Here is a 23,778-nt window from a genome sequence, read left to right on the forward strand (position 1 = left end):
CCGGCTGCAGCCCGGGCTCCCAATATTGCCTTCCACTACGGCAGCAAGCCGCCGGTGGACGCTCTCCAGGCCTTCGATATCGCGGTGGTCGAGCCGGACAGCGGCTTCGACCCGCGGCGCGTGGCCACCCCCGATACGCAGTGGTTCGCCTATGTCAGCATTGGCGAAGTCGCGCCGTCGCGCGCTTACCTGAAGGACATTCCCAAAGCGTGGCTGACTGGCAATAACGATGCCTGGGGGGCCCGTGTGGTCGACCAGGCCGCCGAGGGCTGGCCGGCTTTCTACGTGGACAAGGTCATCGCGCCGTTGTGGGAGCGCGGTTATCGCGGCTTCTTCCTCGATACGCTCGATTCCTACCAGCTCGTGGCCAGGACCGATGCCGCGCGCGCCAGCCAGGAAGCCGGCATGGTGGCGGTGATCCGCGCCATCAAGGCGCGCTATCCCGAGGCCAGGCTGATCTTCAACCGCGGCTTCGAGATCCTGCCGCAGGTCAACCAGCTGGCCTATGCGGTGGCCTTCGAGTCGCTCTACCGGGGCTGGGACCAGGCCGGCAAGCGCTTTACCGAGGTGAGCGAGGCGGATCGCAACTGGCTGCTTGGCCAGGTGCGCACGATCCGCGAGCAATACCGCCTGCCGGTGATCTCGATCGACTACTGCCCGCCCGCCGACCGCCAGTGCGCGCGCGATACCGCGGCGCGGATCCGCGCGCAGGGCATCATCCCCTATGTGGCCGACCCCGGCCTGCAGACGGTCGGCATCGGCAGCATCGAGGTGATGCCGCGCCGCGTGCTGGTCGTGCAGGACCGCGAGGCGGGCGTCTCCATCGACGATTCCGCCGGCGTGCGTTTCGTCGCCATGCCGCTGAACTATCTCGGCTATCGCGTGGACTTCGCCGAAGCCAGCCAGCCGCTGCCGGAGATCGGCCCGGACCGTTACGCCGGCGTGGTGATCTGGATGGGCGGCAATGTGCGCAATGAGCCCGGCCGCTTCTTCGGCTGGGTGCAGCGCAATATCGACCAGGGTGTGCCGGTGGTGTTCCTGAACGACTTCGGCGCGCGCATGAACGGGGCGCTGGCCGCGGCCCTGCAGCTCAAGACCGTCAAGGGCAAGGTGGGCCGCACGGCGCAAGTCGTGTCGAAGGATCCGATGATGGGCTTCGAGATGCCGGTGGCGCCGGACCGCGCCCAGGCCGTGCCGGTGCAGGTCGGCGACGCGGCGGGCTTCCGCTCGTTGCTGCGCTTGCATTCGGGCACGCTGAACTACGATGCCGCCGCGATCACCCCCTGGGGCGGCTACGTGCTCGGTCCCTACGCGGTGCGGCAAAGCGCCAAGGACCAGGACCGCTGGGTGGTGCAGCCGCTGTCGTTCCTGCGCGAAGCCCTGCGCCTGCCGGTCATGCCGGTGCCAGACGTCACCACCGAGAACGGGCGGCGCCTGCTGACCATCCACGTGGACGGCGACGGCTTTGCTTCGCGCGCGGAGATTCCCGGCGGCGGTTTTTCCGGCGAAGTGCTGTTCCGCGAGATCTGGGACCACTATCGCCTGCCGATGACGATGTCGGTCATCGAGGGCGAGGTGGCCAGCGACGGCATGTATCCGAACCTGACCGCGCAGCTGGAGCCGATCGCGCGCAAGATCTTCGCGCAGCCCTATGTCGAAGTGGCAAGCCACACCTTCTCGCACCCCTTCGAATGGGGCCGCACCGTGCCCGGCGGCACCCATTCGGAAAACGCTACCGAAGGCGACGACGACTTCCACCTTGCGATTCCCGGCTACCAGCTGGATCTGCGCCGCGAGATCGGCGGTTCCATTGACTATATCAACCGCACCCTGGCGCCTGCCGGCAAGCCGGTCAGCATGCTGCTGTGGTCGGGCGACTGCCAGCCGCCCGCCGAGGCCATCAAGTTGGCCGATCAGGCGGGCGTGCTCAATATGAACGGTGGCGATACGCTGATCACGCGCAGCAACCCGACCTGGACGGCGATCTCGCCGCTCGGCATCAACAAGCCCGACGGCACCTTCCAGGTCTTCGCGCCCAACCAGAACGAGAACGTCTACACCAATCTCTGGCACGGACCCTTCTACGGCTTCGAGCGCGTGATCGAGACCTATGAGCTGACCGACAGTCCGCTGCGTTTCAAGCCGGTCAACATTTACTACCACAGCTACTCGGGTACCAAGGTCGCTTCGCTCAAGGCGCTGCGCAAGGTCTATGACTATGTGCAGAGTCAGCCGTTGTTCCCGGTGCATGCCTCCGACTACGTGCGCAAGGTGATCGACTGGCAAGGCATGGCGGTGGCGCGCGAGCTGGGCGGCGACGGCAAAGAGCCGGCTGCCTGGATCGTGCGCGGCGACGGCAACCTGCGCAATGTGCGCTGGACCGGCGCGGACGTGCCCGACGTGGCGGACTCGCAAGGCGTGAGCGGCACCTCGCCGGCGCCCGGCGGTGGCGTTTACGTGCACCTCGCCGATGGCGCCTCGCGCATCGCGATGCGTGCGGCCAATGCCGTGGCGCCCGTGGCCCCCGGGATCGTCGAAGCCAATGGCTTCGTGCGGGACTGGCAGCGTACCGGCCAGGGCAGCGCGCAGCATATCCGTTTTGATTTCAGTGGCTACACCAAGCCCTTCTTCCGCCTCTCCGGTGCGGACCACTGCCGGGTTGCCATCGGTGGCAAAGCGGTACAGGGCGTGCGGGATCGCGGCGCGCTGCGTTTCGATACCACTCCCGTTCCCAATCCCGACAATGCCAAGCAAAGCGTCGAAATCACCTGCGCCGCCTGAGCGCGAGCGGCTGCTGCCGCCGGCGTTCGTGCTGACCTTCACCGCCATGGTGGGGATCGGCCTGGCGCTGATGTTCCCGCGCGAAACCTTGCGCGAGCGACTGCTGGGCGAAGGCCGCGCCGTTGACGGTCTCAGCGTGGCCTACCTGGAAGCGTGGCTGCGCGCCACGCCCGAAGACAGCGGCTTCATGGCAGTGCTGGCGGAGCAATACGCCCGGACCGGCCGCCTGGAAGAGGCCGAGGCCTTGCTGGGCCAGCTCGAGGCGCGCTATGCGGCCAGCCGCAGTGGACCGGCGCGCAAGTCGGCCGATGCCGACCTGCCCGGCCAGATCCTGCTCACCCGTATCGAGATCGCCCAGCAGCGTGCGTTCGCCGCGCAGCCGGAGACCCCGGAACGCAAGCATTACATCGAGCTGCTGAGCGGCCTGCTCGACCAGGCCGTGCCGATGCAATGGGGGCGCGGCGACCTGGAGGAGCTCGCCACCACCGCGCGCTCGATCAATGCGCTCAAGCCGGCGCAGCAGTTCTACCGCGCGCTGGCCAAGAGCGATCCCGCCCGCGCCGGGCTATGGAATGCACAGGCCGCTTCGGCGGCCCTGGCCGGCGGCGATTACCGGCAGGCGGCCGAGGCGCTGTTCGCCGCGCAGGCTCGCGCCACCGAGCCGGCCGAGCAGCGCCGCCTCTTTCTTGCCGCGCTCAAGACCCTGCAGTCCGGCAACGAGCTCGACCAGGCGCTGGCCCAGGCCGAACAGCGCGGCGGCAAGCTGCTCGACAATCCGGAGGTCCTGCGCTACCTGACCAGGCTGGCCATGGCCGCCAACCGTCCCGAACAGGCTGCGCGCTACGTGCAGCGGCTGCTGCGCCTGCCGCCGAGCGTGCAGGGCTTGCCGGACAGCGCGGCAGCGCAGCATGCCGAGGCGCGCCGTATCGCCGCCGCCCAGCCCTGGGCCGCGCAAGGCGTGGTCTTTCTCGACGGCCCGCACGGGCTGGCCCTGCGCCGCGCGATGGGCGATGCCGCGATGCCGCGCTTGCAGCGCGTGGCGAGCACGGCGGGCGCCGGCACGCCCGCGTCGGCAGCCGGCAACCCCGCTTCGGCTGACCGCGCCGTCAATGCCGACGACTACGAACTCGCTTTCCAGGTGTTCCTGGCTGCCGGCAAGCTGGACGACGCCCAGCGCGTCGCCCAGAGCGCGGTGCAGCGCATGCCCGGCGCGGCCCGCTGGCGCGAGCGCCTGGCGCAGGTCGCAGAATGGAACCGCCAGCCCGCGGTAGCGCTCAAGAGCTGGCTCGAATACGCGCAGGCCAGCAACGACGACTCGGCCTGGAAAGCCGTGCTGCGCCTGGCTCCCAGCCTGAACGACGATCGCGCCTACCTGGCCGCGCTGCGCCATCGCGCCGGCACCGGCGATCTCCCCACGGTCGACCAGGTGGTCGCCGCCTACGAGCGGCTGGGCGAGCCCGAAGAGGGCATGGCTTTCCTGCAAAGCCTGAGCCACGGCCCGAACGCGCGCCAGATCATGGAGCGGCATGCCGAGCTGGCCGAGCGCGCCGGCAAGGACGCCCGCGCCTTCGATCTGTACACCGCCTTGCAGCAACGCTTTGGCCCGCGCCCGCAGTACGCGCTCAAGCAGGCCAACCTGCTCTATGTGCACGGCAAGCTGGACGAAGCACTGCAGGCCATGGTGCCGTCGATGCGCACCGCGCGCTCCGCCGACATCGATTTCTGGCGCACCTTCACCCAACTGGCGCGGCTGAACCAGCGCGGCGACCTGCTCGAGCAGGGCTACCGCCAGCTGATGCTGGCCATGGCCGAGACGCATGACGATCATTGCATGGCCATGCCCGCGGGCGCCGGCCGCAACGATTGCCTGGCCGAAGTGCGCGATACCGAGGAGTCGGATTTCTCGAACCTGATCGATTTCTACGACAGCTCGCCCATCGATGCCGGGCGCATCGCGGAGGCCGGCTGGCGCAAGAACGGCAAGCTCGCCTCGCTTGAGCTCGCCGTCAATTACTACACGCGCGCGCGCGCCTATGGCCGCATCGCCGCCCTGCTGCAGGGCATGAGCGCAGAGCAGGTGAAGCAGGCGGAACAGTCCGGCCGCTTCCTGGCGACACGCGCCGAGTACCTGCGTGCCCGCGGCGAACGCGAGCAGGCCCTGGCGGACCTGCGCCGCGCCGCCAGCCTCCCCGATGCCGACAGCGAGACGCTGGCCGCGCTGATGTGGTCGCTGGTCGATCTCGGCTCGGATACCGAAGTGCGGGCCATGATGCGGCGCCTGAAGAGCGAGGCCGAGGACAACCCGGACCTGTGGGGCGCCTTCGCTGCCGGCAATATGCGCTTCCAGGATGGCCGCGCCTCGCTGCACTACCTGCGCAAGATGGCCGACGGCAAGAGCGCGGACCCGCTCTGGCTGGGACTGGCCGCGGATGCCTACGATGCCATCGGGCAGACCGGCACCGGGTGGCGCCTGCGCCGCCAGGCCTGGATCGACCTGCACGGCGGCCATGCCGTGGGGGCACGCCGTGCCTCGGATCCTCGCGGCGCGGATCCGGCCGCCGAGGAAGAGGATGCGCAGGGCGCCCCCGCCCCCGCGGAGCTGCAGCGCCAGACCGTGGCGCTCGGCCGGATCTTCGCGTCGGGCGATGTATCGCGGCGCCTGGTGACGGAATTGCTGCGCGGCGACCGCACCGTGATGGCGGGCGGCGACGCTGCTGACTGGACCGGGCCCGCCAAGCCGGCTTCGCGGCTCGGCGAGATTCCCGGCCTGCCGCCGCTGGCGTCCAGGCTGCCGCAGGGGATGGCGCAGCGCGAGGCACGCCAGCAGGCCGTGGTGTCGGTTGCCGCCAAGGAAGTGGCGCTGGCCTGGGCGCTGTCCAGCGAATCCAGCGAACTGGCGCGTGCCTGGCTGGCCCGCCAATATGCGCGCCAGCTGCTGCGCCCGGCCTATGCCGAAGTCACGCTGGCGCTGGCCAACCAGGACCTGGCCACGCTCGACCGCGTGCTGGAGCGCCAGGCCGGCCGCGTTCCGGTGGACAGCCAGATCGAGGCCAATGTCCAGCTCGGCCGGCTCGGCGCCGCGCAGACGCTGGCCTTCGAGACGCAGGATGCGGCCCGCACGGACGACAACCTGCAGGAGACCCTGCAGGACGCGCTGCTCTTCAATGCGCAAGCCATCGAGCCGCGCGTGACCTACCAGCGCCAGAATCCGCTGAGCTATTTCGATTACAGCCTGGGCGGCGGCGTGCGCCTGTGGGATGGCTATGACCTCAACCTGCGCGGCGCCTGGCGCACCCAGCGCAGCCTCGACCAGGCCCAGCTGAGCGGCGTGCCCGCGGCCGACCAGCGCGGCGAGCTGTCGCTTGGCTACCGCGGCCAGCACGTGCGCTGGCGTCTCGGCGTCGGCCGCCGCGATGGCCTGGCGAGCATGACCACCGCGCGCTTCACCGGCGAGTGGCTGGCGGGTAACCGGCTGAGTTTCACCACGCTGGCTGGCATCAACCAGCAAGCCGACGAATCGGCGCCGCTGCGGGTCGGCGGCGCCAAGGACGTGCTCGGACTGGGCGCGAACTACAACCTGAGCCTGCGCGAATTTGTCGGCGGCCGCATCGAGTACAGCCGCTTCCGTGGCCAGGACGGTTCCGCGCTGGGTCACGGCCTGGTGTACGACCTGGAGGCGGGCTATCGCATCCGTACCGCCTACCCGGACTACACGGTGCGACTGGTCGGCACGCACGCCTCCTACGATGCGCGCGGCGGCACGCTCAGCAGCAAGCTGGCATCGCTGGTGCCCGCAGGCGACGGCGCCACGCCCGGCTTCTACATGCCCCAGGGTTTCACGCAGGTGGGTGCGACCTTTGGTTTCGGCACCCAGCTGCTCGACGACTACACGGGCAAGTGGCGCCCGTTTGCCGAGATCGGCCTGCTGCACGATACCCGCGCCGGGCAGAACTTCCGCGCGCAGCTGGGCGTGGCCGGCAAGGTCTTCGGCAGCGATCACCTGTCCATGTATGTGCAGCACGAAACCGCAGCGCGCAACGGCGGCACGCCGCTGACCGCGGTCGGCCTGCGCTACAAATGGCTTTACTAATCCGGGCGGGCACGCGGTTGTGCCGGTTCACTGTATGCAATAGAGAAGGGGAGATAGTCATGGAAACAACTAGCACGAAGCGCAACCGCGCCGCACGGCTGCTGGGCTGGTGCGGTGCGCTGGGCGCGGCCCTGTGGCTGGCCGGATGCGCGGTGACCGATGTCGGCCGCGCCCCCGCGCTGCCGACGGGCGAGTCGCTGGCAGTCCTGCCGATCGTCAACTACACCGAGACGCCGCAGGCTGGCCTGCGTGCCGAGGCGATCGCCGAGAGTCTGCTGAAGACCGGCGGCATCGCCAGCGTCAAGCGCTATCCGGCCAGCCTGAACCCGGAAACGCTGTTCGAGCCGGCCGAGCGCGAGTCGGTGGGCAAGGCGCTCGAATGGGCGCGCAGCCAGAAGGTGCGCTACGCCCTTACCGGCGCGGTGCAGGAGTGGCGCTACAAGGTCGGCGTGGATGGCGAGCCGGCCGTGGGCATCTCGCTGCAGCTGCTGGACGTGAGCACCGGCGAAGTGGTGTGGACCGCCACCGGCAGCAACAGCGGCTGGAGCCGCGAGTCGCTGTCCGGCACCGCGCAAAAGCTGCTGCGCCGCCTGCTGGCGCCGCTGCGCCAGGGTTGAGGTGCGGGAGAGCGTGATCGTGGCCAAGACAGCCGACAAGATACGGGAAGGACAGGGCATTGGCGCGGGCGGCCGCTATCTGCGGTTGCTGGCGCCCGCCACGAGCGGACCGGTCTCGCTGGCCGAGCTGGTGGCGGCGATGACCCTGGCGATGGGACTGGGGTACCTGGTCCTGCCCCAGAACCCCCTGATGCTCGGGCTGGGCTTCCCTTGGGCATGGCTGCTGCCGGTCATCCTGGCGTTGCGCTACGGCACGCTGATCGGCGTGGGCAGCGTGCTGATGATGCTGGGCGGCTGGTTCTTCTTCCACCAGATGGGCGCGCAAGCGGGAGAATTCCCGCGCCCGTTCTTCCTGGGCGGCTTGCTGATGGTGCTGGTTGCCGGGCAGTTCGGCGATGTCTGGGGCACGCGGCTGGCGCGCGCGCGCGCCGTCAACCGCTACCTGGAAGAGCGGCTTGCCGCGCTGACCAAGAACCACTATCTGCTGCGCGTTTCGCATGCGCGGCTGGAGAACGACCTGCTGGCCAAGCCCACCACCTTGCGCGACACGCTGTCGCAGATGCGGGCAGTGACGCTCGAAGACGCCGCGCCCGGCAGCGGCGCGCTGGTCGGTGCGCGTCCGATGTTGCAGGTGGTGGCGCAGGCATGCCAGCTCGAAGCCGCCGCGCTATATGCGGTCGACGGCGACAAGGTGTCGGCCGAAGCGTCGGCGCAGGTCGGCCCGGCGTTCGCATTCGACGTGAACGACGTACTCGTGCGGCATTGCCTGGAGACGCGCGAGCTGGCGCATCTGCAGGCGGGCGGGCTGTCGCACCAGTCGCAGGATCATCCCAGCACCCGCTATGTGGCGGTGGCGCCCGTGTTGTCGGGCGCCGACAAGCTGGTTGGCCTGCTGGTGGTGGAGCGCATGCCGTTCCTGTCGCTCAGCTACGAGAACCTGCAGCTGCTGATGGTGTTGATGGGCTACTACGCCGACGGCATCGAGCATGCCGCATCCACGCGCGCCATCGCGGCCGGGGTTGCCGGCTGCCCCTACGAGTTCGCGCTGGACTATGCCCGCCTGTCCCGCCTGCGCCGCGACAGCGGCATCGAAAGCACGATCGTGGCGCTGGTGTTCGATCTCGACGAATCGCGCGATGCGCTGTTCGACCAGGTCATCCGCAGCCGCCGCGCGCTCGACGTGGCGTGGCCCCTGACCAGCGCGCACCAGCGCGCGCTGCTCACCCTGATGCCGTTGTCGGGCAACGAGGCGGCTTCGGCCTACCTGGTGCGGATCGAGGACATGCTGCGGGCCCAGTTCGGCACCGATTTCGAAGCCGCGCGCATCGGCGTGCATACCCTCGCGGTGCCTCCCGGCGCGCCGGTCGAGCCGCTGGCCCGGCTGCTGCACCGTTGCCACGTGGATGTACAACCCGCGCCGGTACCGGTGCCCGTGGCGCTAGGCGAGGCCCGCCGTGGGTAAGCTAGGCATCGGCGGCATCGCCGCGCAGCTTGCCGCCCTGGCGCTACTGGCGCGCGCCGGCACCAGCACCGCGCTGCTGCTCACCTTCCTGGGCATGCAGGCGCTGGCCGCGGCGATGATCGCGATGGTGCTGTGGCGCATGTTGCCGCGGCGCTTCCGCGTGCCATTCGCGTGGAGCTACGGCTACCTGTTTGCCTTCAGCTTCCTGGTGCCGGCGGCTGGCGTGATCGTCTGCCTGGGCAGCCTGATGATCGCGCGCCTGTTCCCCGGCAAGCGTCCCACGGCCGGCATCGGCTCGGTCGGGCTGCCGGTGTTCGTCACCCACCTGGTCTCGCGCGTCACCCACGGCGGCGGCGCACGCCTGCGCGCGCAGCTTGGCAATACGCGCGCGCCGTTGCCCGAGCGCATGACCGCGCTGGTGGCCATGCAGTCGATGCCGGCGCGGACCTCCAGCCCGGTGCTGCGCGACCTGCTGGCCGATAGCGCGGACGACGTGCGCCTGCTGGCCTATGGCATGCTGGACGGCGCTGAAAAGCAGCTGACCCAGCAGATCCTGGCCGAACTGCCGCGCCTGGGCGAAGCCCGGGACGACCGCCAGCGCGGCGAGATCCACAAGCGCCTGGCCGACCTGTACTGGGAACTGATCTACCAGAACCTGGTGCAAGGCGATGTCTACCGCTACACCGCGGACCAGGTCGAGCACCATGCCGGCGCCGCGCTGGAAGTGGACGGCGGCCAGGCCGGGCTGTGGTATATGCGTGGCCGCCTGGCCCTGACCCGCAATGAGCCCGCGCAGGCGCGCGAATGGCTGGCGCGGGCCGAGGCACTGGGTTTTGCACGCGAGCGCACGCTGCCGCTGATGGCCGAAGCCGCCTATCTCGAGCGCGACTACGCCGCCGTGCGCGCCATCCTGCTGTCGTTCGACAGCCCATCGCCGCTGCCACTGGTACGGCCCCTGCTGCGTTACTGGCAATCATGAGCGATACCCCTTTGCCCCGCGCCGACTCGGCCGATGTGGCCCTGCTGCTGGAGGGCACCTTTCCGTATGTGAGCGGCGGGGTGTCGAGCTGGGTCAACCAGATGATCCGGGCGTTCCCGGAGATCCGCTTCGCCATCGTCTTCATCGGCAGCCGCCGCGAGGACTACGGCGATATGGCCTACGCGCTGCCCGACAACGTCGTGCACCTGGAAACCCATTTTCTCTACGACTTCGCGCCGCCGCCGCTGGTGCACGGCAGCGATGGCGACGCCACCGCCTTCGACGCCTCGGCGCGGCTGCACGAGGTGCTGCGCGAGCCCGGCCGGGAGCAGGAAGCCGGCGCGCTGATCCGCGAACTGTTGCCGGAGCTCGGCGATGACGGCCGCCTGTCGGAGGATGCCTTCCTTTACAGCCGCAATGCCTGGCGGACCATCACCGAGCAATACCGCCAGTACTGCACGGACCCGTCCTTCACCGATTATTTCTGGACCGTGCGCATCATGCACAAGCCCTTGTGGCAGCTCGCGCGCATCGCCGGGCGGCTGCTCCCGGCCAAGGTCTACCACACGGTTTCCACCGGATACGCGGGATTTCTTGGCGCCATGCTGCATTACCGCACGGGGCGTCCCCTGCTGGTGTCCGAGCATGGCATCTATACCAAGGAACGCAAGATCGACCTGTTCCAGAGCCAGTGGATCCGCGACAACCGTAATGTGTTCGAGCGCGACATCTCGCAGATCAGCTATTTCCGCGAACTGTGGGTGCGTTTCTTCGAAACGCTGGGGCGCGTTTGCTACGACGCCGGCGACACCATCGTCGCGCTCTATGAAGGCAACCGCCAGCGCCAGGTCAGCGATGGCGCCGTCGCCGCGCGGACCCGCAATATCCCGAACGGCATCAACCTGCCGCGGCTCGCCGCGCTGCGCGCCCGGCGCGCGCCCGGCGTGCCGCCGGTCCTGTGCCTGATCGGCCGCGTGGTGCCGATCAAGGACATCAAGACCTTTATCCGCGCCATGCTTACCGTGGTGCGGCAGTTCCCCGATGCCGAGGGCTGGATCGCCGGGCCCGAGGACGAGGATCCGGAATACGCGCGGGAATGCCGCAGCCTGGCCGAGAGCCTGGGGCTGGGCGAGAAGGTCAGGTTCCTGGGTTTCCAGCGCATCGACGACCTGCTGCCCAAGGTGGGCGTGCTGGTGCTCAGCTCCATCAGCGAGGCTTTGCCGCTGGTGGTGCTGGAAGGCTTTGCCGCCGGCGTGCCTTGCGTGACCACCGACGTCGGCTCCTGCCGGCAGTTGATCTTCGGCCTGCCCGGCGAAGACGCGGCGCTGGGCGCGGCCGGCGACGTGGTGCGCATTGCCGACCCGGCCGCGCTGGCCGGCAAGGCCATCGGCCTGCTGGGCTCCCCGGATGCATGGCATGCCGCCCAGCAGGCCGGCATCCGGCGCGTGGAGCGGTATTACACGCAGGAGATGATGGTGGGCAGCTACCGCGATCTGTACACGCGCCTGATGGCGCAGCCACGGGCGCAGGCGCCGTCAGGCATGTCCCCCGCCAGCTCCGCCCAGGCCGCGGGCTGCCCGATGAAGGGAGGGCGCTGAGATGGCGGGGATTGGTTTCGAACTGCGCAAGATGCTCCGGCGCGACAGCCTGTCGGGCATGCTAGGCGCGTACGCCTACGCCGGCATCATCAGCTCCGGGCCGTGGATCCTGTCGATCGTCGGCATCCTGCTGATCGGCTTGCTGAGCCTGCCCTTCGTGGTGCCGGGCAGCCTGGTGACACAGTTCCAGGTGTCGGTGACCTACCTGATCGCGGTCAGCCTGATCCTGACCGGACCGATGCAGCTTGCTTTTACCCGCTTCACCTCCGACCGGCTGTTCGAGAAGCGCGACCACCTCGTGCTGTCGAACTACCACGCGGTGGCGCTGCTGGTGACGGTGTTGTCGGGCGCCATCGGCATTGGCTGCGGGATCTTTGCCTTCCAGGCGCAATCGGTGCTGTACCGGCTGCTGATGACCGCGGGCTTCGTGGTGATGAGCAATATCTGGATCGCCGTGATCTTCCTGTCGGGCATGAAACAGTACAAGGCCATCGTCTGGACCTTCCTGCTGGGCTACACGCTGACGGTGGGGGCGGCGCTGGGCTTGCGCGATTTCGGGCTGGAGGGCCTGCTGCTGGGCTTTGTGGCCGGGCAACTGAGCTTGCTGACAGCAATGGTGGTGCTGATCTACCGCAACTACACCAGCCCGCGCTTCATGTCCTTCGAGGTGTTCCAGCGGCGCTATGCCTACCCGAGCCTGATGGCGATCGGCTTGCTGTACAACCTTGGCATCTGGCTCGACAAGTTCATGTTCTGGTACTCGCCGTCAACCGGGCAGCAGGTGATCGGACCGCTGCATGCGTCGATCATCTACGATATCCCGGTGTTCCTGGCCTACCTGGCGATCATCCCCGGCATGGCGGTGTTCCTGGTACGCATCGAGACCGACTTCGTCGAGTATTACGACGCCTTCTACAACGCGGTGCGCGGCGGCAGCTCGCTCGAACATATCGAGGATATGCGCAACACCATGGTCCAGACCATCCGCCTGGGCCTGTACGAGATCGTCAAGGTGCAGGCGATCGCGGCGCTGCTGCTGTTCGTGGTGGGCAAGTGGGTGCTGGCGGCGCTCGGCATCTCGGAGCTTTACCTGCCGCTGCTGTATGTGGATGTGATCGGCGCCAGCCTGCAGGTGGTGTTGCTCGGGGTGCTCAATATCTACTTCTACCTCGACCGCCGGCGCGAGGTGCTGCTGCTCAGCGGGCTGTTCGTGATCCTCAACGTGTTGCTGACGCTGATGACGCTGCAATTGGGGCCCGCCTGGTACGGCTATGGCTTCGCGATTTCGCTGCTGGTCGTGGTGGCGCTGGCGATCTACCTGCTTGACCGCAAGCTGGATCGCCTGGAATATGAGACCTATATGCTGCAGTGAGGGGCGGGCGAGGCCGGCACCGCGCGCTTTTTCCGCCCATGGGCACCGCCGTGGATCCCGCCACCCCGAATCCTGTTCCCTGACACCCCTCTCACGCTGGTCTTGGCGCTGCGACGCCTGATTCTGTACCATTCTCCCTCACGCGCCCGGCTTTGCCCGGGCTATTGCGCCTTGGCCGGGCGGCGGTGCTGGCTGTGCGCGGTGGTAGATTGAGGTGAGTATGAGAATAGCTTCGGTGGAAGATGACAAGAGCCAGTCCGAGCTGATCCAGCAGATCCTGGTGTCGGCTGGCCACGAGTGCGAATGTTTCGTCAACGGCAACAGCTTCCTGCGCGCCTTGCGGGAGCAGGCGTTCGACCTCCTGGTGGTGGACTGGCAGCTACCCGATACCAGCGGCTATGAAATCGTTACCTGGGTGCGCCAGAACTCCGGGCGCAACCCCCCCATCCTCTTCCTGACCAGCCGCGCCATGGAGGAAGACATCGTGGCCGGCCTGGGCGCGGGCGCCGACGACTACATGGTCAAGCCGATCCGCCGCGCCGAGCTGGTGGCACGCGTCTCCGCCTTGCTGCGCCGCACCTACCCGCAGGCGCAGCAGGACAGCGCGGTGATCCGGGTGGGCAATTACCGGGTCGATCCGGACGCGCGCACGGTGGCCGTTGGCGAAAACAAGGCGGAGATGTCGCCGCGCGAGTTCGACCTGGCACTGTTCCTGTTCCGCAACCTGGGCCGCCTGGTGTCGCGCGAAGTGGTGGAGCAGGCCGTATGGGGCCGCGCCATCGGTGCCGGCTCGCGCACCCTCGACACGCACATCTCGCGCTTGCGGATCAAGCTGGCGCTGCGGCCCGAGAACGGCGTGCGGCTCACTTCCGTGTACTCGCACGGCTACCGCTTCGAAGCCACGGCCGATGGCGACAAGCAGGAGCCGCCTGCGCAGGACACTTTGGGCAAGCCGGACCAGCAGGACTAGCAAGGCTTGCAGGACAAGAAAAATAAGCAGGATACGGGGAAGATGGAGTCTATGCAGCGGTTCGACACGGCAGCAAGCAGGAAAAACGGTATCGCCTCGCGCACCCTGGTGTGCCGCATGGCCGGCGCGGTCGGCGCACTGGGTACCTTCGGCGTGGTGGGCATACTCGGGATAGCCGGCGCCGGATGGGCCGGCCATGCCGCCGCGCAGGCGGCCGGTGCCGAGGGGAGCAACTTTATCTACCTGGTGCGTCCCGGCGACACCCTGATCGGCCTGGCCGAGCGTTTCATGGATCGGCCGGGCAGGTGGCGCGAGCTACAGGTGCTGAACAAGGTGGAGGATCCCTACCGCCTGCCGCCCGGCATGCGCCTGCGCATTCCGCTGGCGCACATCCCGGTGATCGACGGCACCGCCCGCGTGGTGTTCGTGACGGGCCAGGCGCGTGCCGATGGCCGCGCGTTGCAGGCCGGCATGGAACTCGGCGAAGGCGCGCGCATCGAGACCGGCGCTGGCGCCACCGTCACCATGGAGCTGGGCGACGGCTCCCGCGTTACGCTGCCGCCGGCCTCCACCATCGAAGTCAGGCGGCTGCGTGCTTTCTCCCGCACGGGCCTGACCGACGCCGTCATCGGCATCGGCCAGGGCGAGGTGGACTCCCGCGTGGCGCCGCGCGGCACCGGCGTGGGCCGTTTCGAGATCCACACGCCTTCGCTGGTGACGGGGGTGCGCGGCACGCGTTTTCGCGTGGGCACCGAGGACGGCGCCAGCCAGAGCGCGGTGCTGGAGGGCAAGGTACAGGCGCGGTCGCGGCGCGGGCAGCAGGCTGCCGTGCGCGCCGGCTACGGCATCAGCGTCTCCTCCGCGGGCATGCTCGCGCAGCCAGTCACGCTGCTGCCGGCGCCGGTGCTGGCGCCGCTGCCCCGGCCCCTGCTGGGCAGCCACGCCGTGGTCAGCTGGTCGCCGGTGGCGCACGCCGTCGGCTACCGCGTGGTGGTGGCGCGCGACGCGGTCCAGACCGAACTGCTGTCTTCCCAGACCGTGAGTGGTGCCCAGGCCACATTGCAGGACCTGCCGGAGGGCGATCTCTATGTCGGCGTCAGCGCGCTCGACGCCAGGCAACTGGGCGGCGCCGGCACGGTGATGCCCTTCACCGTGAGGCTCAATCCGCCAGCGCCTTTTACGCTCGTCCCCGAGCGCGACGGCACCGCTTATGGCGAGACGGTGACATTTACCTGGGCCGAGGTCGCCAGCGCGGCGCAATACGAACTGGAGGTCGCGGCCGATGCGGACTTCGGGCAAGGCCTGGTGCAGGCGCGCGACGCGGCGCCGATGGCCAGCCAGGCGCTAGCTCCTGGCCGCTGGTGGTGGCGGGTGCGCTCGCTGGACGCCACCGGCCAACCCGGCCCCTGGGGCGAGCCGGTGGCGTTCGCGGTTGAGCCGTCGCCGCCGCAGCCCCGCCTGGAGGACGATGGCGGCGACACCTTGCGGATCGCCTGGCCGGCCACCGCCGCCGCCGCGGGCACGGTGCAGGCCTACCGGCTGCAGATGGCTTCCGACGACGGTTTCACGCATATCGTGTCCGAAGTGCGCAGCGAGACCAGCGAGGCCAGGCTGCCGCGGCCGGCCAGCGGCATTTATTTCGTGCGGGTGGCGCGCGAGGGCAAGCCGGGTGTTCCGCCGCATTTCTCCGCTCCCCAACGTATCGAGGTGATGCAGTACGTGCGCGATTCGCAAGGTCAGGCCATCGGTGCCGGCGGACGTCTGCTCAATCGTGGCAACTAGCCTTGCGCGCCTGACAGCCCGCCTGCTGGGTGGTTACCAGCACCGTACGCTGGTCGAGTGGGGCATGCTGAGCGCCGCCGTGCTGGCGCTGGTCACCGCCTGCGCCTTGCTGCAATGGAGCGAGCGCGCCGACAAGGCGGTCTACGACCTGTCGGTGGCGGCCCAGCACCACGCCGCCAGCGACGACATCGTCATCGTCGCCATCGACGACCCCAGTATTTCCGCGATCGGCCGCTGGCCCTGGCGGCGCTGGGTGCTGGCCGACCTGATCGAGCGCATCGCCGCCGATGCGCCACGCGTGATCGGAGTCGACGTGATCCTCTCCGAGCCCGATCAGCTGCATCCCGAGGACGACCGCGCGCTGGCTGCCAGCATGGCCAGCGCCGGCAACGTCGTGCTGCCCGCGCTGGCCGAGGCAGGGCAGGGCGGGCTGCTGGTGCGCTATCCGCTGACCGGGCTGGGCAGCGAGGTGGGACATATCAATATCGCGGTGGATCTCGACGGTATTGCCCGCGAGATCTTCCTCCAGGAAGGGCTGCAAGGCCGGCAACTGAAGCATTTCTCCGCCGCAATGGTCGGCTTTGGCGGGCCGGAGCGGCCGGTGTCCACCTACCGGCACGACGATGAGGCGAATAGCCAGGGCGCCGATGGCTGGACGCGCAGATACAGGTTGCGCGTCCCGTTTGCCGGCCCGCCGGGCACGTTCCGCCAGGTCTCGGTGCTCGATGTGCTTGGCGGCAGGCTGCCGCGCGACTTCTTTCGCGGCAAGTCCGTGCTGGTAGGTGCCACGGCGAGCGGGCTGGGCGACGTGTTTCCCACGCCGGTATCGCGCACTGGCCATGGCATGAGCGGTGTGGAAATCATCGCCAACGCCATGCAGACGCTGCAGCGCGACAGCGCCATCTTGACCTTGCCGCGGCCTTGGTTCTGGCTCTGCACCTTGCTGCCGGTGCTGCTCGCGAGCCTTGCCTCGCTGATGCTGACGCCGCGCAATGCGCTGCTGGTCACCGTGGTGCTGCTGGCCGGCACGCTGGGCGCCAGCCTGCTGCTGGTGGTGTTCGGACATCTCTGGTTCGCGCCGGCCAGCGCGCTGGTGGGCTGCAGCCTGGTCTATCCGCTGTGGAGCTGGCGGCGGCAGGAAGCCGCGTTGCAGTTCCTCACCGACGAACTGGGGCAGCTCGAGCAGGAGCCTGGCCTGCTTGCGATGCCCGCCGGCGAGCGCGAGTCCGGCCGCAACCTCGATACACGCATGCGTGCCGTCTACCGCATGACCACGCGCTTGCGCGACCTGCGGCAGTTCCTGGCGGACGGGCTGGAAGGCCTGCCCGAGGCCACCGTCATCTGCGATTCGGGCGGGCATGTGCTGCTTGCCAACCGGAGCGGCCTGATGCTCGCGCCGCGCGCGCTCGCGAAGCTTTCCGACATGAGCGCGCCGAGGCCGGATATCCGCGAGCTGATTCGCGAGGTGTTTCCCCAGCCCAAGGCGGGGCTCGAGTACTGGGACCAGTTGCGCAGCGCTTTCACGGATGGCGGCGCCGGCCAGGCACAGCCGGCACAGGCCCCGCCCGGCGTGGAGCTCGACGCCCGCGGGCAGCAGCCCATGCTGCTGCGCGGCGCGCCGCTGCGCAGCGACACCGGCGGCGTGGCGGGCCTGATCGTCAGCGTCATCGATATCACCCAGGTGCGCGTGGCAGAGCGGCGCCGCGAGGAGTCCCTGCGCTTTATTTCGCACGATATGCGTTCCCCCCAGGCCTCAATCCTGGCGCTGATCGATCTGCAGAACGAGCCCGGCCGGGCGCTGCCGGAGGGCGCCTTGCTGGCCCGCATCGCAGAACACGCCAGCCGCACGCTGGAACTGGCCGACGACTTCATCCGGCTGGCCCGCGCCGAGGCGCCGCACCTGAACTTCATCGAGGTGGACCTTGCCGGCGTGGTGCTGGACGCCACCGACGAGCTATGGGCGCTAGCCAGCGCGGCGCGCATCGAGCTGAAACTCGAGGTGGAAGAAGAGCCGTCGCAGGTGGTGGCCGAGCCTGTGCTGCTGGTACGCGCGATTGCCAACCTGGTCAGCAATGCCATCAAGTTCAGCCCGCCGCAGACCACCGTGACGGTGCGCCTGTACCGGGTGCCGCAGGGGTTGGCGATCGACGTGACCGACCAGGGGCCGGGCATTGCGCTGGAGGATCAGGGGCGCTTGTTCCAGCCTTTCGCGCGCTTGCGCGACGCCGAGCGCGACGCGCCCGCCGGCAGCGGGCTGGGACTGGTATTCGTCAAGACCGTGGTGGAGCGGCACGGCGGAGAGATCCGGCTGACCAGCGCGGCGGGTGCCGGCGCGACCTTTACCATCATCCTGCCCTGCTGAGGCCGCGCGCGCGGGCCGCGCCGGTGTCAGCGCGACGCTTGCGCGGCCGGGCTGGCCGCGGTGGCGGCGGGCGTGCCGGCGCGGGTATCCATTTGCCGGACCTTGCGGGCCTCGCGCCGCTCATTGCTTTCCTGCAGGGTGACGCACAGCACGGTAATCAAGGCGAACGCCACCATGCACAGCGCAAGGTAGCCTAGCAATTTGTTCCGTTCGGATGCCATATCGATGCCTGCCATGAATAGCGCCGCATTCTATGCGGCTGCCGTGGCGGCGACTGTCAACAAATGCAAGGGCTGGCGGCCTGTTGTGCCCGGGCATCGCCGGCCCGGGCAGCGCGCGTGCCGCGCCGCGCATCGACGGTGGCTCCGGCCGGCGCTACAATCGTTGCGCAGTGCCTGCCCCAAAAAGTCCTCCGCGGCCGGTCATGACGAGCCGCCGATGGCATTAACCGCCCCACCAGGCTGCCACGGATGTCCAGCAACATCACGCCCCTCGACACGGGCGCCAGCGCGCGCCCGGTACGCCACATGGTCGCCACCGAGGCGGCCATGGCGGCGGGCGGCCTCGACGGTTGGCACCAGCGCTACCAGCAGCTCACGCCAGGGCATTTTCTGGCCCGGGTGCAGCAGGCGACCTTTGGCGACGTCCACGTCTTTCGCGAGCAGACCAACCAGGCGTTGCTGGAAGAGGGCGAGGCCAAGCGTGGCTATCTCTCGATCGCCCTGCCGCACCGCGAATGCGAAGGCGGCTGGTTTTCCGGCTACCGGATGAGCGGCGACACCGTATTGCGGGCCGGCAACGGCCTGCCGCTGGCCATGCGCACGCCACCGGCACTGGACCTGCTGGGAGTGACCCTGCCCATGCCCGCGCTGCAACGCGCACTGGAGCGCGAAGGCGATGCCGGCCTCATCACGCGCCTGCCGCCGGCCACCGAGGTGCGCCGTGCCGCTTCCGAGGAATTCCGCGCGGCCATGCTCGCGGTGCTGGCCGCCACCGCCGCGCAGAGCGAGGTATTCAACCAGCGCTTCGTCGAAAGCGCCATGCGCGACGCTTTGCTGATGGCGGTGGTCTCCCTCCTCGCGCACGACCGCGGCGATGCGCTGCTGCCCACGCCACCGGCGCGGCGGCGGCTGGTGGCGCAAGCCTACGAGATGGTGCGCGCGGCGCCGGACGCGCCGTGGAGCGTGCTGATCCTGTGCGAGCGCCTGGGCGTATCGCGCCGGACCCTGCAATACAGCTTCAACGAAGTCACCGGGCTGGCGCCGCTGGAATTCGTGCGCGCGCTGCGGATGAATGGCGTACGGCAGGCGCTGCGCAGCCGGCAGGCTTCGGAGCCCGCGCTGGTGGGGGCGGTGGCGGCGCGGTGGGGGTTTAATCATCTGCCGCGGTTTGCGGCGCAGTACCGGGCGTTTTTTGGGGAGTTGCCGTCGGCGACGGTGGCGGGGAGGTGAGCCTCCACGGCTCGCTTCGCATCGCCGTGGATGTGGCCCGGCACGGGCCATTCGGGCCACTAGCCACTATTTCTACAACAATGCCTTGAAATTGTCCCCAATAAATTCAACGACTTGGAAGAGGTTCCCGGGTAGGGGGAGACAATATGCGCAGTGCCGATCCTGTCAGCGATCCAAAGCGCGGCCTCTGTCCCGCGCTTTTTCTTTCGCCGGCATTGCAGTAAACCCCAGTAGTCTAGTTTTATAGACCTTATTAAAGTCTTTCGCTTGCAGCGGCAGGCAAGCCACGGCAGTCTCTGGCGGCCATCCCTACCCACCGGCGCCCGCGCGCCGCTTTCAGCCGAAGATGCCAATCCCAGCTTCCGCCGCCTCAGGCGACCTTCTTTCCCGCAGCCGCCAGCCTGTTTACCTCCAGCTCGCCACCATCTTCCGCCGCCATATCGAAAGCGGCGAATGGCGTCAGGGCGCGCGTATTCCGTCGCTCGAACAGCTTTGCCGCGAGTTCGGCGTGGCGCGCATGACCATGCATCACGCACTCTCCGTGCTGGACGAGGAGGGCTTGCTGACCCGCGAGCGCGGGCGCGGCACCTTCGTCAAGGCCGGCTGCCGCGAGCGCCGTGCGCTGATGCTGCCCGTGAGCTGGGACCAGGTGGTGGCGGTCGGCGAGCAGCTCGACACCGAGGCACTGGGTGAGTCCGACGGCGCGGTGCCGTTGCCCGATGAGCTGGGCATGCCGTGCGCGGCTGCGCGCGCGCCGGGTTATCGCTTCCTGCGGCGGCTGCACCGGATCGAGCAGCGTCCCTTCGCCCTGGGCGAAGTCTTTATCGAAGCCAGTGTGTTCGCGCGAAAACCGGAGGCATTCCGGCACGGCCCGTCGGTGCCGGTGCTCGACCGTTTTCCGCAGCTGCAAGTCACGGCCGCCCGCCAGCGGCTGTCGATCATCGCCGCCGGCGCGGAATCGGCAGCCAGGCTGGCCTTGCCGGTCGGCGCGCCGGTGGCCGAATTGCGGCGCTACGCCTGTGTCGACGGTGTGATTGTCTACTACGCGCGCATCGAATTCCCGAGCGAATTCGTGTGCCTGGATTTCGATCTGCTCGCGCCCGGCGCGGGCGCCGCCCCTGCTTATGCCCCGCCGCGCCCAGCGCGCGGCCCCGATGCCTGATCAACAACCTGCCAACTGGAAATCATCGAAATGCAGACTACCGAGCGCAACCAAGGGAACCAAGGAGACAACGAGCAGGGCGAGCTGAACGGCGCCGAGAGCCTGGTCAAGACGCTGCTGGCGTGCGGCGTGGATACCTGTTTTGCCAACCCCGGCACCAGCGAGATGCATTTCGTGGCGGCGCTTGACCGTATTCCCGGCATGCGTTGCGTGCTCGGCCTGTTTGAAGGCGTGGTGACCGGCGCCGCCGACGGCTACGCCCGCATGGCGGACAAGCCCGCGGCCACGCTGCTGCATTGCGGCCCGGGCCTGGCCAACGGCCTGGCCAACCTGCACAACGCGCGCCGCGCGCAGACCCCGGTGATCAATATCGTCGGCGACCAGGCGACCTATCACCGCCCGCTGGATGCGCCGCTGACCGCCGATACCGAAGGCTGGGCGCGCCCGGTCTCGGTCTGGACCCGCACCGCCACGCATGCCGCCTCGGTTGGCGCCGATGCCGCCACCGCGGTACAGGCCGCCTGCGCCGCGCCCGGCGGCGTCGCCAGCCTGATCCTGCCGTCCGACGTTTGCTGGGATGCGGGTGGCATCGTGGCCGCGCCGCTGGCGCCGATTCCCGTGTCCAAGGTCTCTCCCGATGCGGTCCAGCAAGCCGCGCGCGTGCTGCGCTCGGGCCAGCCCACCCTGATCGTGCTGGCCGGCACCGCGCTGCGCGAAGCGCCGCTGGCCGACGCCCACCGCATCGCCGCTGCCACCGATGCGCGCCTGATCACGCCGATGTCCAACGCGCGCGTGGCGCGCGGCCGGGGCCGCTTCAACGTGGATCGCGTGCCGTACTCCGGCGACGCCGCCCGCGCCAGGATGGCCGGCATCCGCAACGTGATCCTGGTCGGCGCGCCGCCGCCCGTGACCTTCTTCGCCTATCCGGGCAAGTCGCCGCGTCCCTATCCGGAAGACGCCGAAGTCTTTGTGCTGGCTCGCCCCGAGCAGGATCTCGCCGAAGCGCTGGCGCGCCTTGCCGACGAACTGGGGGCGCCGGCCGTGTCGCTGCCCGGCTCGATCGTCTCGCACGACATCGCCAAGGGCGCGGTGACCTCCGAAGCCGTGGCGCAAACGCTCACCGCGCTGCTGCCCGAACAAGCCATCGTGGTGGAGGAGAGCGTCAGCTTCGGGCGCGCCTTCTATCCCGGCACCGTGCATGCCGCGCCGCACGACTGGCTGCAGCTCACCGGCGGCGCGATCGGCGACGGCCTGCCGCTGGCCACCGGCGCCGCGGTGGCCGCGCCCGGGCGCAGGGTGGTCGCGCTGCAGGCGGACGGCTCCGGCATGTACACGCTGCAATCGCTCTGGACCATGGCACGCGAAAAGCTGGACGTGACCGTGGTGGTGCTGGCCAACCGCAAATACGCCATCCTGCTGGGCGAACTGGCCGGCGTCGGCGCCAACCCGGGCAAGACCGCGCTGGATATGCTCGACATCGGCAACCCTGACCTCAACTGGGTGCAGCTGGCCAACGGCATGGGCGTGGAAGCGGCGCGGGCGGACGATATGGCGCGCTTTGCCGAGCTGTTCAGCATGGCGAACGCGCGCCCGGGTCCGTTCGTGATCGAACTGGTGATCTGAATTTACCCCGAAGGAGGCATCATGCTGCAACTCAGGCCTGGATGCGAGTGTTGCGACAGGGATCTGCCGCCGGATTCGGCCCAGGCGCGGATCTGTTCTTTCGAATGCACTTTCTGTGCGGACTGCGCAGGGGAGAGGTTGGGCGGGGTTTGCCCGAACTGCGGCGGGGAACTGGTGGCAAGGCCGCGGCGGCCGGCTGGCAAGCTGGGGAAGTTTCCGCCTTCTGGCGCCAGGGTTTTCAAGCCGCAGGGATGCGGCACTTGACCGGAACCGAGCCGGATTCATGAGCCGGCTGCGGTTTCACCTTCCGTTGACGGTGGCGCCGCAGCCGGTCTTGCGTTCAAGACTCCGCCTTTGGTCCCAAGCCGCAGGCCCGGATCCTCATGCCGCCATGGCTTCCCCATACCGCTGCAGATGGTAATCACTATCCCCAAGCAGCACATCCACCATCGTCAGCCGCTTGAAGTAATCCCCCACCTCCAGCTCATCCGTCATGCCCATCCCGCCATGCAGCTGCACCGCCTGCTGGCCTACCAGGCGCCCGGCCTTGGCCACGGTCACCTTCGCCGCACTCAGCATCCGCCGCCGCTGTGCCGGATCGCTTTCATCCAGCGCCTGCGCCGCAACGTAAGCCATCGATAGCGCCAGCTCCTTCTGCACCAGCATGTCCGCCATGCGGTGCTGCAGCGCCTGGAACGCCGCCAGCGGCTTGCCGAACTGCTGCCGCGTGCGCAGGTATTCGGCTGTGATCTCGATCAGCTTTTCCATCGCGCCGGCGGCTTCCGCGCATAGCGCGGCAATGCCGTGGTCGATGCCGTGGAGCAGGGCGGTCAGACCGTCGGCTGCGTCGCCAACCACGGCGGTGGTGTCTACCGCGACGTTCTGCAGTACCAGGTCGGCGGCGCGCAGGCCGTCCATGGTGGGATAGCCGCGTACAGTCAGGCCGGCGGCATCGCGCGGCACCAGGAACAGTGCCAGTTCGTTGGTGCCGGCGATGCGCGCGGTGAGCAGGAAGGCGTCGGCGGCTTCACCGTGCCAGGCCAGGCTCTTGTTGCCATTGATGATATAGCCGTCGCCCTTGCGTTCGGCGCTGGCGCGCGCGGTCTCGGGGCGGTAGCGGGTGGTCGGCTCCAGGTAGGCGAGGGTGACGACGCGTTGGCCGGTGGCGATGGCGGGCAGCCAGTGCGCCTTCTGGGCATTGCTGCCATGTGCGTTCAGCACGGCAGCGGCCATCACGGCGCTCGGCGTGACCGGTTCCAGCACCAGGCCGCGCCCGAGTTCGCGCTGCACCACGAGCTGGCTGGCGGCGCTTTCGCCAAAGCCGCCGTATTCGGCCGGCACGGTCAGGCCCAGCACGCCCATGTCGGCAAGCTGCGCCCAGGCCGCGCGGTCCATGCCGCCGCCGCCGCGGGCGGTCTTGCGGCGCTTGTCGAAGGTGTATTCGGTATCGATGAAGCGGCGCAGGCTGTCCGCCAGCATCTGCTGTTCTTCGCTGTAGTTGAAGTCCATGGCTGTGTTGATTCCTTCCG

General features: G+C 68.8%; 16 protein-coding genes. 14 read left to right on the top strand and 2 right to left on the bottom strand.

Features of this window, described 5'->3' with window-relative positions:
- The 10 genes from AC3FOF_RS17775 to AC3FOF_RS17820 form a co-directional block, all read left to right on the top strand.
- Nucleotides 1-2,781: bifunctional glycoside hydrolase/polysaccharide deacetylase family protein (locus AC3FOF_RS17775; protein ID WP_488727309.1), on the top strand; the 2,781-nt coding region annotated here is incomplete at its 5' end.
- Complete coding sequence (locus tag AC3FOF_RS17780) at nucleotides 2,744-6,871, top strand: tetratricopeptide repeat protein (RefSeq protein ID WP_488727310.1); 4,128 nt, start codon at nucleotides 2,744-2,746, stop codon at nucleotides 6,869-6,871. The genes AC3FOF_RS17775 and AC3FOF_RS17780, both read left to right, overlap by 38 nt.
- A gap of 59 nt (nucleotides 6,872-6,930) precedes the next feature.
- Nucleotides 6,931-7,488 (top strand): penicillin-binding protein activator LpoB, encoded by a 558-nt coding sequence (locus tag AC3FOF_RS17785; RefSeq protein WP_488727311.1) that lies wholly within the window; start codon nucleotides 6,931-6,933, stop codon nucleotides 7,486-7,488.
- A 13-nt stretch (nucleotides 7,489-7,501) separates the two neighbouring features.
- Nucleotides 7,502-8,950 (top strand): PelD GGDEF domain-containing protein, encoded by a 1,449-nt coding sequence (locus tag AC3FOF_RS17790; protein ID WP_017226676.1) that lies wholly within the window; start codon nucleotides 7,502-7,504, stop codon nucleotides 8,948-8,950.
- Complete coding sequence (locus AC3FOF_RS17795; protein ID WP_276265813.1) at nucleotides 8,943-9,929, top strand: MFS transporter; 987 nt, start codon at nucleotides 8,943-8,945, stop codon at nucleotides 9,927-9,929. Before AC3FOF_RS17790 ends, AC3FOF_RS17795 begins: the two co-directional genes overlap by 8 nt.
- Complete coding sequence (gene pelF, locus AC3FOF_RS17800) at nucleotides 9,926-11,527, top strand: GT4 family glycosyltransferase PelF (RefSeq protein ID WP_276265812.1); 1,602 nt, start codon at nucleotides 9,926-9,928, stop codon at nucleotides 11,525-11,527. The genes AC3FOF_RS17795 and pelF overlap by 4 nt, the downstream gene beginning before the upstream one ends.
- A 1-nt stretch (nucleotide 11,528) precedes the next feature.
- Nucleotides 11,529-12,899, top strand: coding sequence for an exopolysaccharide Pel transporter PelG (gene pelG / locus AC3FOF_RS17805; protein ID WP_017226674.1), 1,371 nt, complete (start codon nucleotides 11,529-11,531; stop codon nucleotides 12,897-12,899).
- Between the two features lie 220 nt (nucleotides 12,900-13,119).
- Nucleotides 13,120-13,869, top strand: a complete 750-nt coding sequence (locus AC3FOF_RS17810; protein WP_035811429.1) for a response regulator transcription factor — start codon at nucleotides 13,120-13,122, stop codon at nucleotides 13,867-13,869.
- A gap of 42 nt (nucleotides 13,870-13,911) precedes the next feature.
- The gene (locus tag AC3FOF_RS17815; RefSeq protein ID WP_488727312.1) at nucleotides 13,912-15,651 is read left to right on the top strand and encodes a FecR family protein; all 1,740 of its coding nucleotides are present in this window, start codon (nucleotides 13,912-13,914) and stop codon (nucleotides 15,649-15,651) included.
- Complete coding sequence (locus AC3FOF_RS17820) at nucleotides 15,641-18,013, top strand: CHASE2 domain-containing protein (RefSeq protein WP_488727313.1); 2,373 nt, start codon at nucleotides 15,641-15,643, stop codon at nucleotides 18,011-18,013. Before AC3FOF_RS17815 ends, AC3FOF_RS17820 begins: the two co-directional genes overlap by 11 nt.
- A gap of 26 nt (nucleotides 18,014-18,039) precedes the next feature.
- On the opposite strand, the gene AC3FOF_RS17825 is transcribed toward AC3FOF_RS17820, so the two are convergent.
- Nucleotides 18,040-18,249, bottom strand: a complete 210-nt coding sequence (locus AC3FOF_RS17825) for a hypothetical protein (RefSeq protein ID WP_276265809.1) — start codon at nucleotides 18,247-18,249, stop codon at nucleotides 18,040-18,042.
- Between the two features lie 234 nt (nucleotides 18,250-18,483).
- Here AC3FOF_RS17825 and AC3FOF_RS17830 point away from each other — a divergent pair, with 234 nt between their 5' ends.
- The 4 genes from AC3FOF_RS17830 (at nucleotide 18,484) to AC3FOF_RS17845 (ending at nucleotide 22,513) form a co-directional block, all read left to right on the top strand.
- Entirely contained in the window at nucleotides 18,484-19,464 is a 981-nt protein-coding gene (locus tag AC3FOF_RS17830) for a helix-turn-helix domain-containing protein (protein WP_488727314.1), read from the top strand.
- Nucleotides 19,465-19,810: 346 nt separating this feature from the next.
- Nucleotides 19,811-20,626 (top strand): GntR family transcriptional regulator, encoded by an 816-nt coding sequence (locus AC3FOF_RS17835; RefSeq protein WP_488727315.1) that lies wholly within the window; start codon nucleotides 19,811-19,813, stop codon nucleotides 20,624-20,626.
- 84 nt (nucleotides 20,627-20,710) lie between these two features.
- Nucleotides 20,711-22,249, top strand: coding sequence for an acetolactate synthase large subunit (locus AC3FOF_RS17840; protein ID WP_488727376.1), 1,539 nt, complete (start codon nucleotides 20,711-20,713; stop codon nucleotides 22,247-22,249).
- A gap of 21 nt (nucleotides 22,250-22,270) precedes the next feature.
- Nucleotides 22,271-22,513, top strand: a complete 243-nt coding sequence (locus AC3FOF_RS17845; protein WP_488727316.1) for a DUF1272 domain-containing protein — start codon at nucleotides 22,271-22,273, stop codon at nucleotides 22,511-22,513.
- A 117-nt stretch (nucleotides 22,514-22,630) separates the two neighbouring features.
- On the opposite strand, the gene AC3FOF_RS17850 is transcribed toward AC3FOF_RS17845, so the two are convergent.
- Nucleotides 22,631-23,758 carry an acyl-CoA dehydrogenase family protein gene (locus AC3FOF_RS17850; protein ID WP_488727317.1) on the bottom strand — a complete coding sequence of 376 codons (1,128 nt, stop codon included), beginning with the start codon at nucleotides 23,756-23,758 and terminating at the stop codon, nucleotides 22,631-22,633.
- Between the last annotated feature and the right edge of the window lie 20 nt (nucleotides 23,759-23,778).

Source organism: Cupriavidus sp. 96C5-1 (assembly GCF_057798855.1).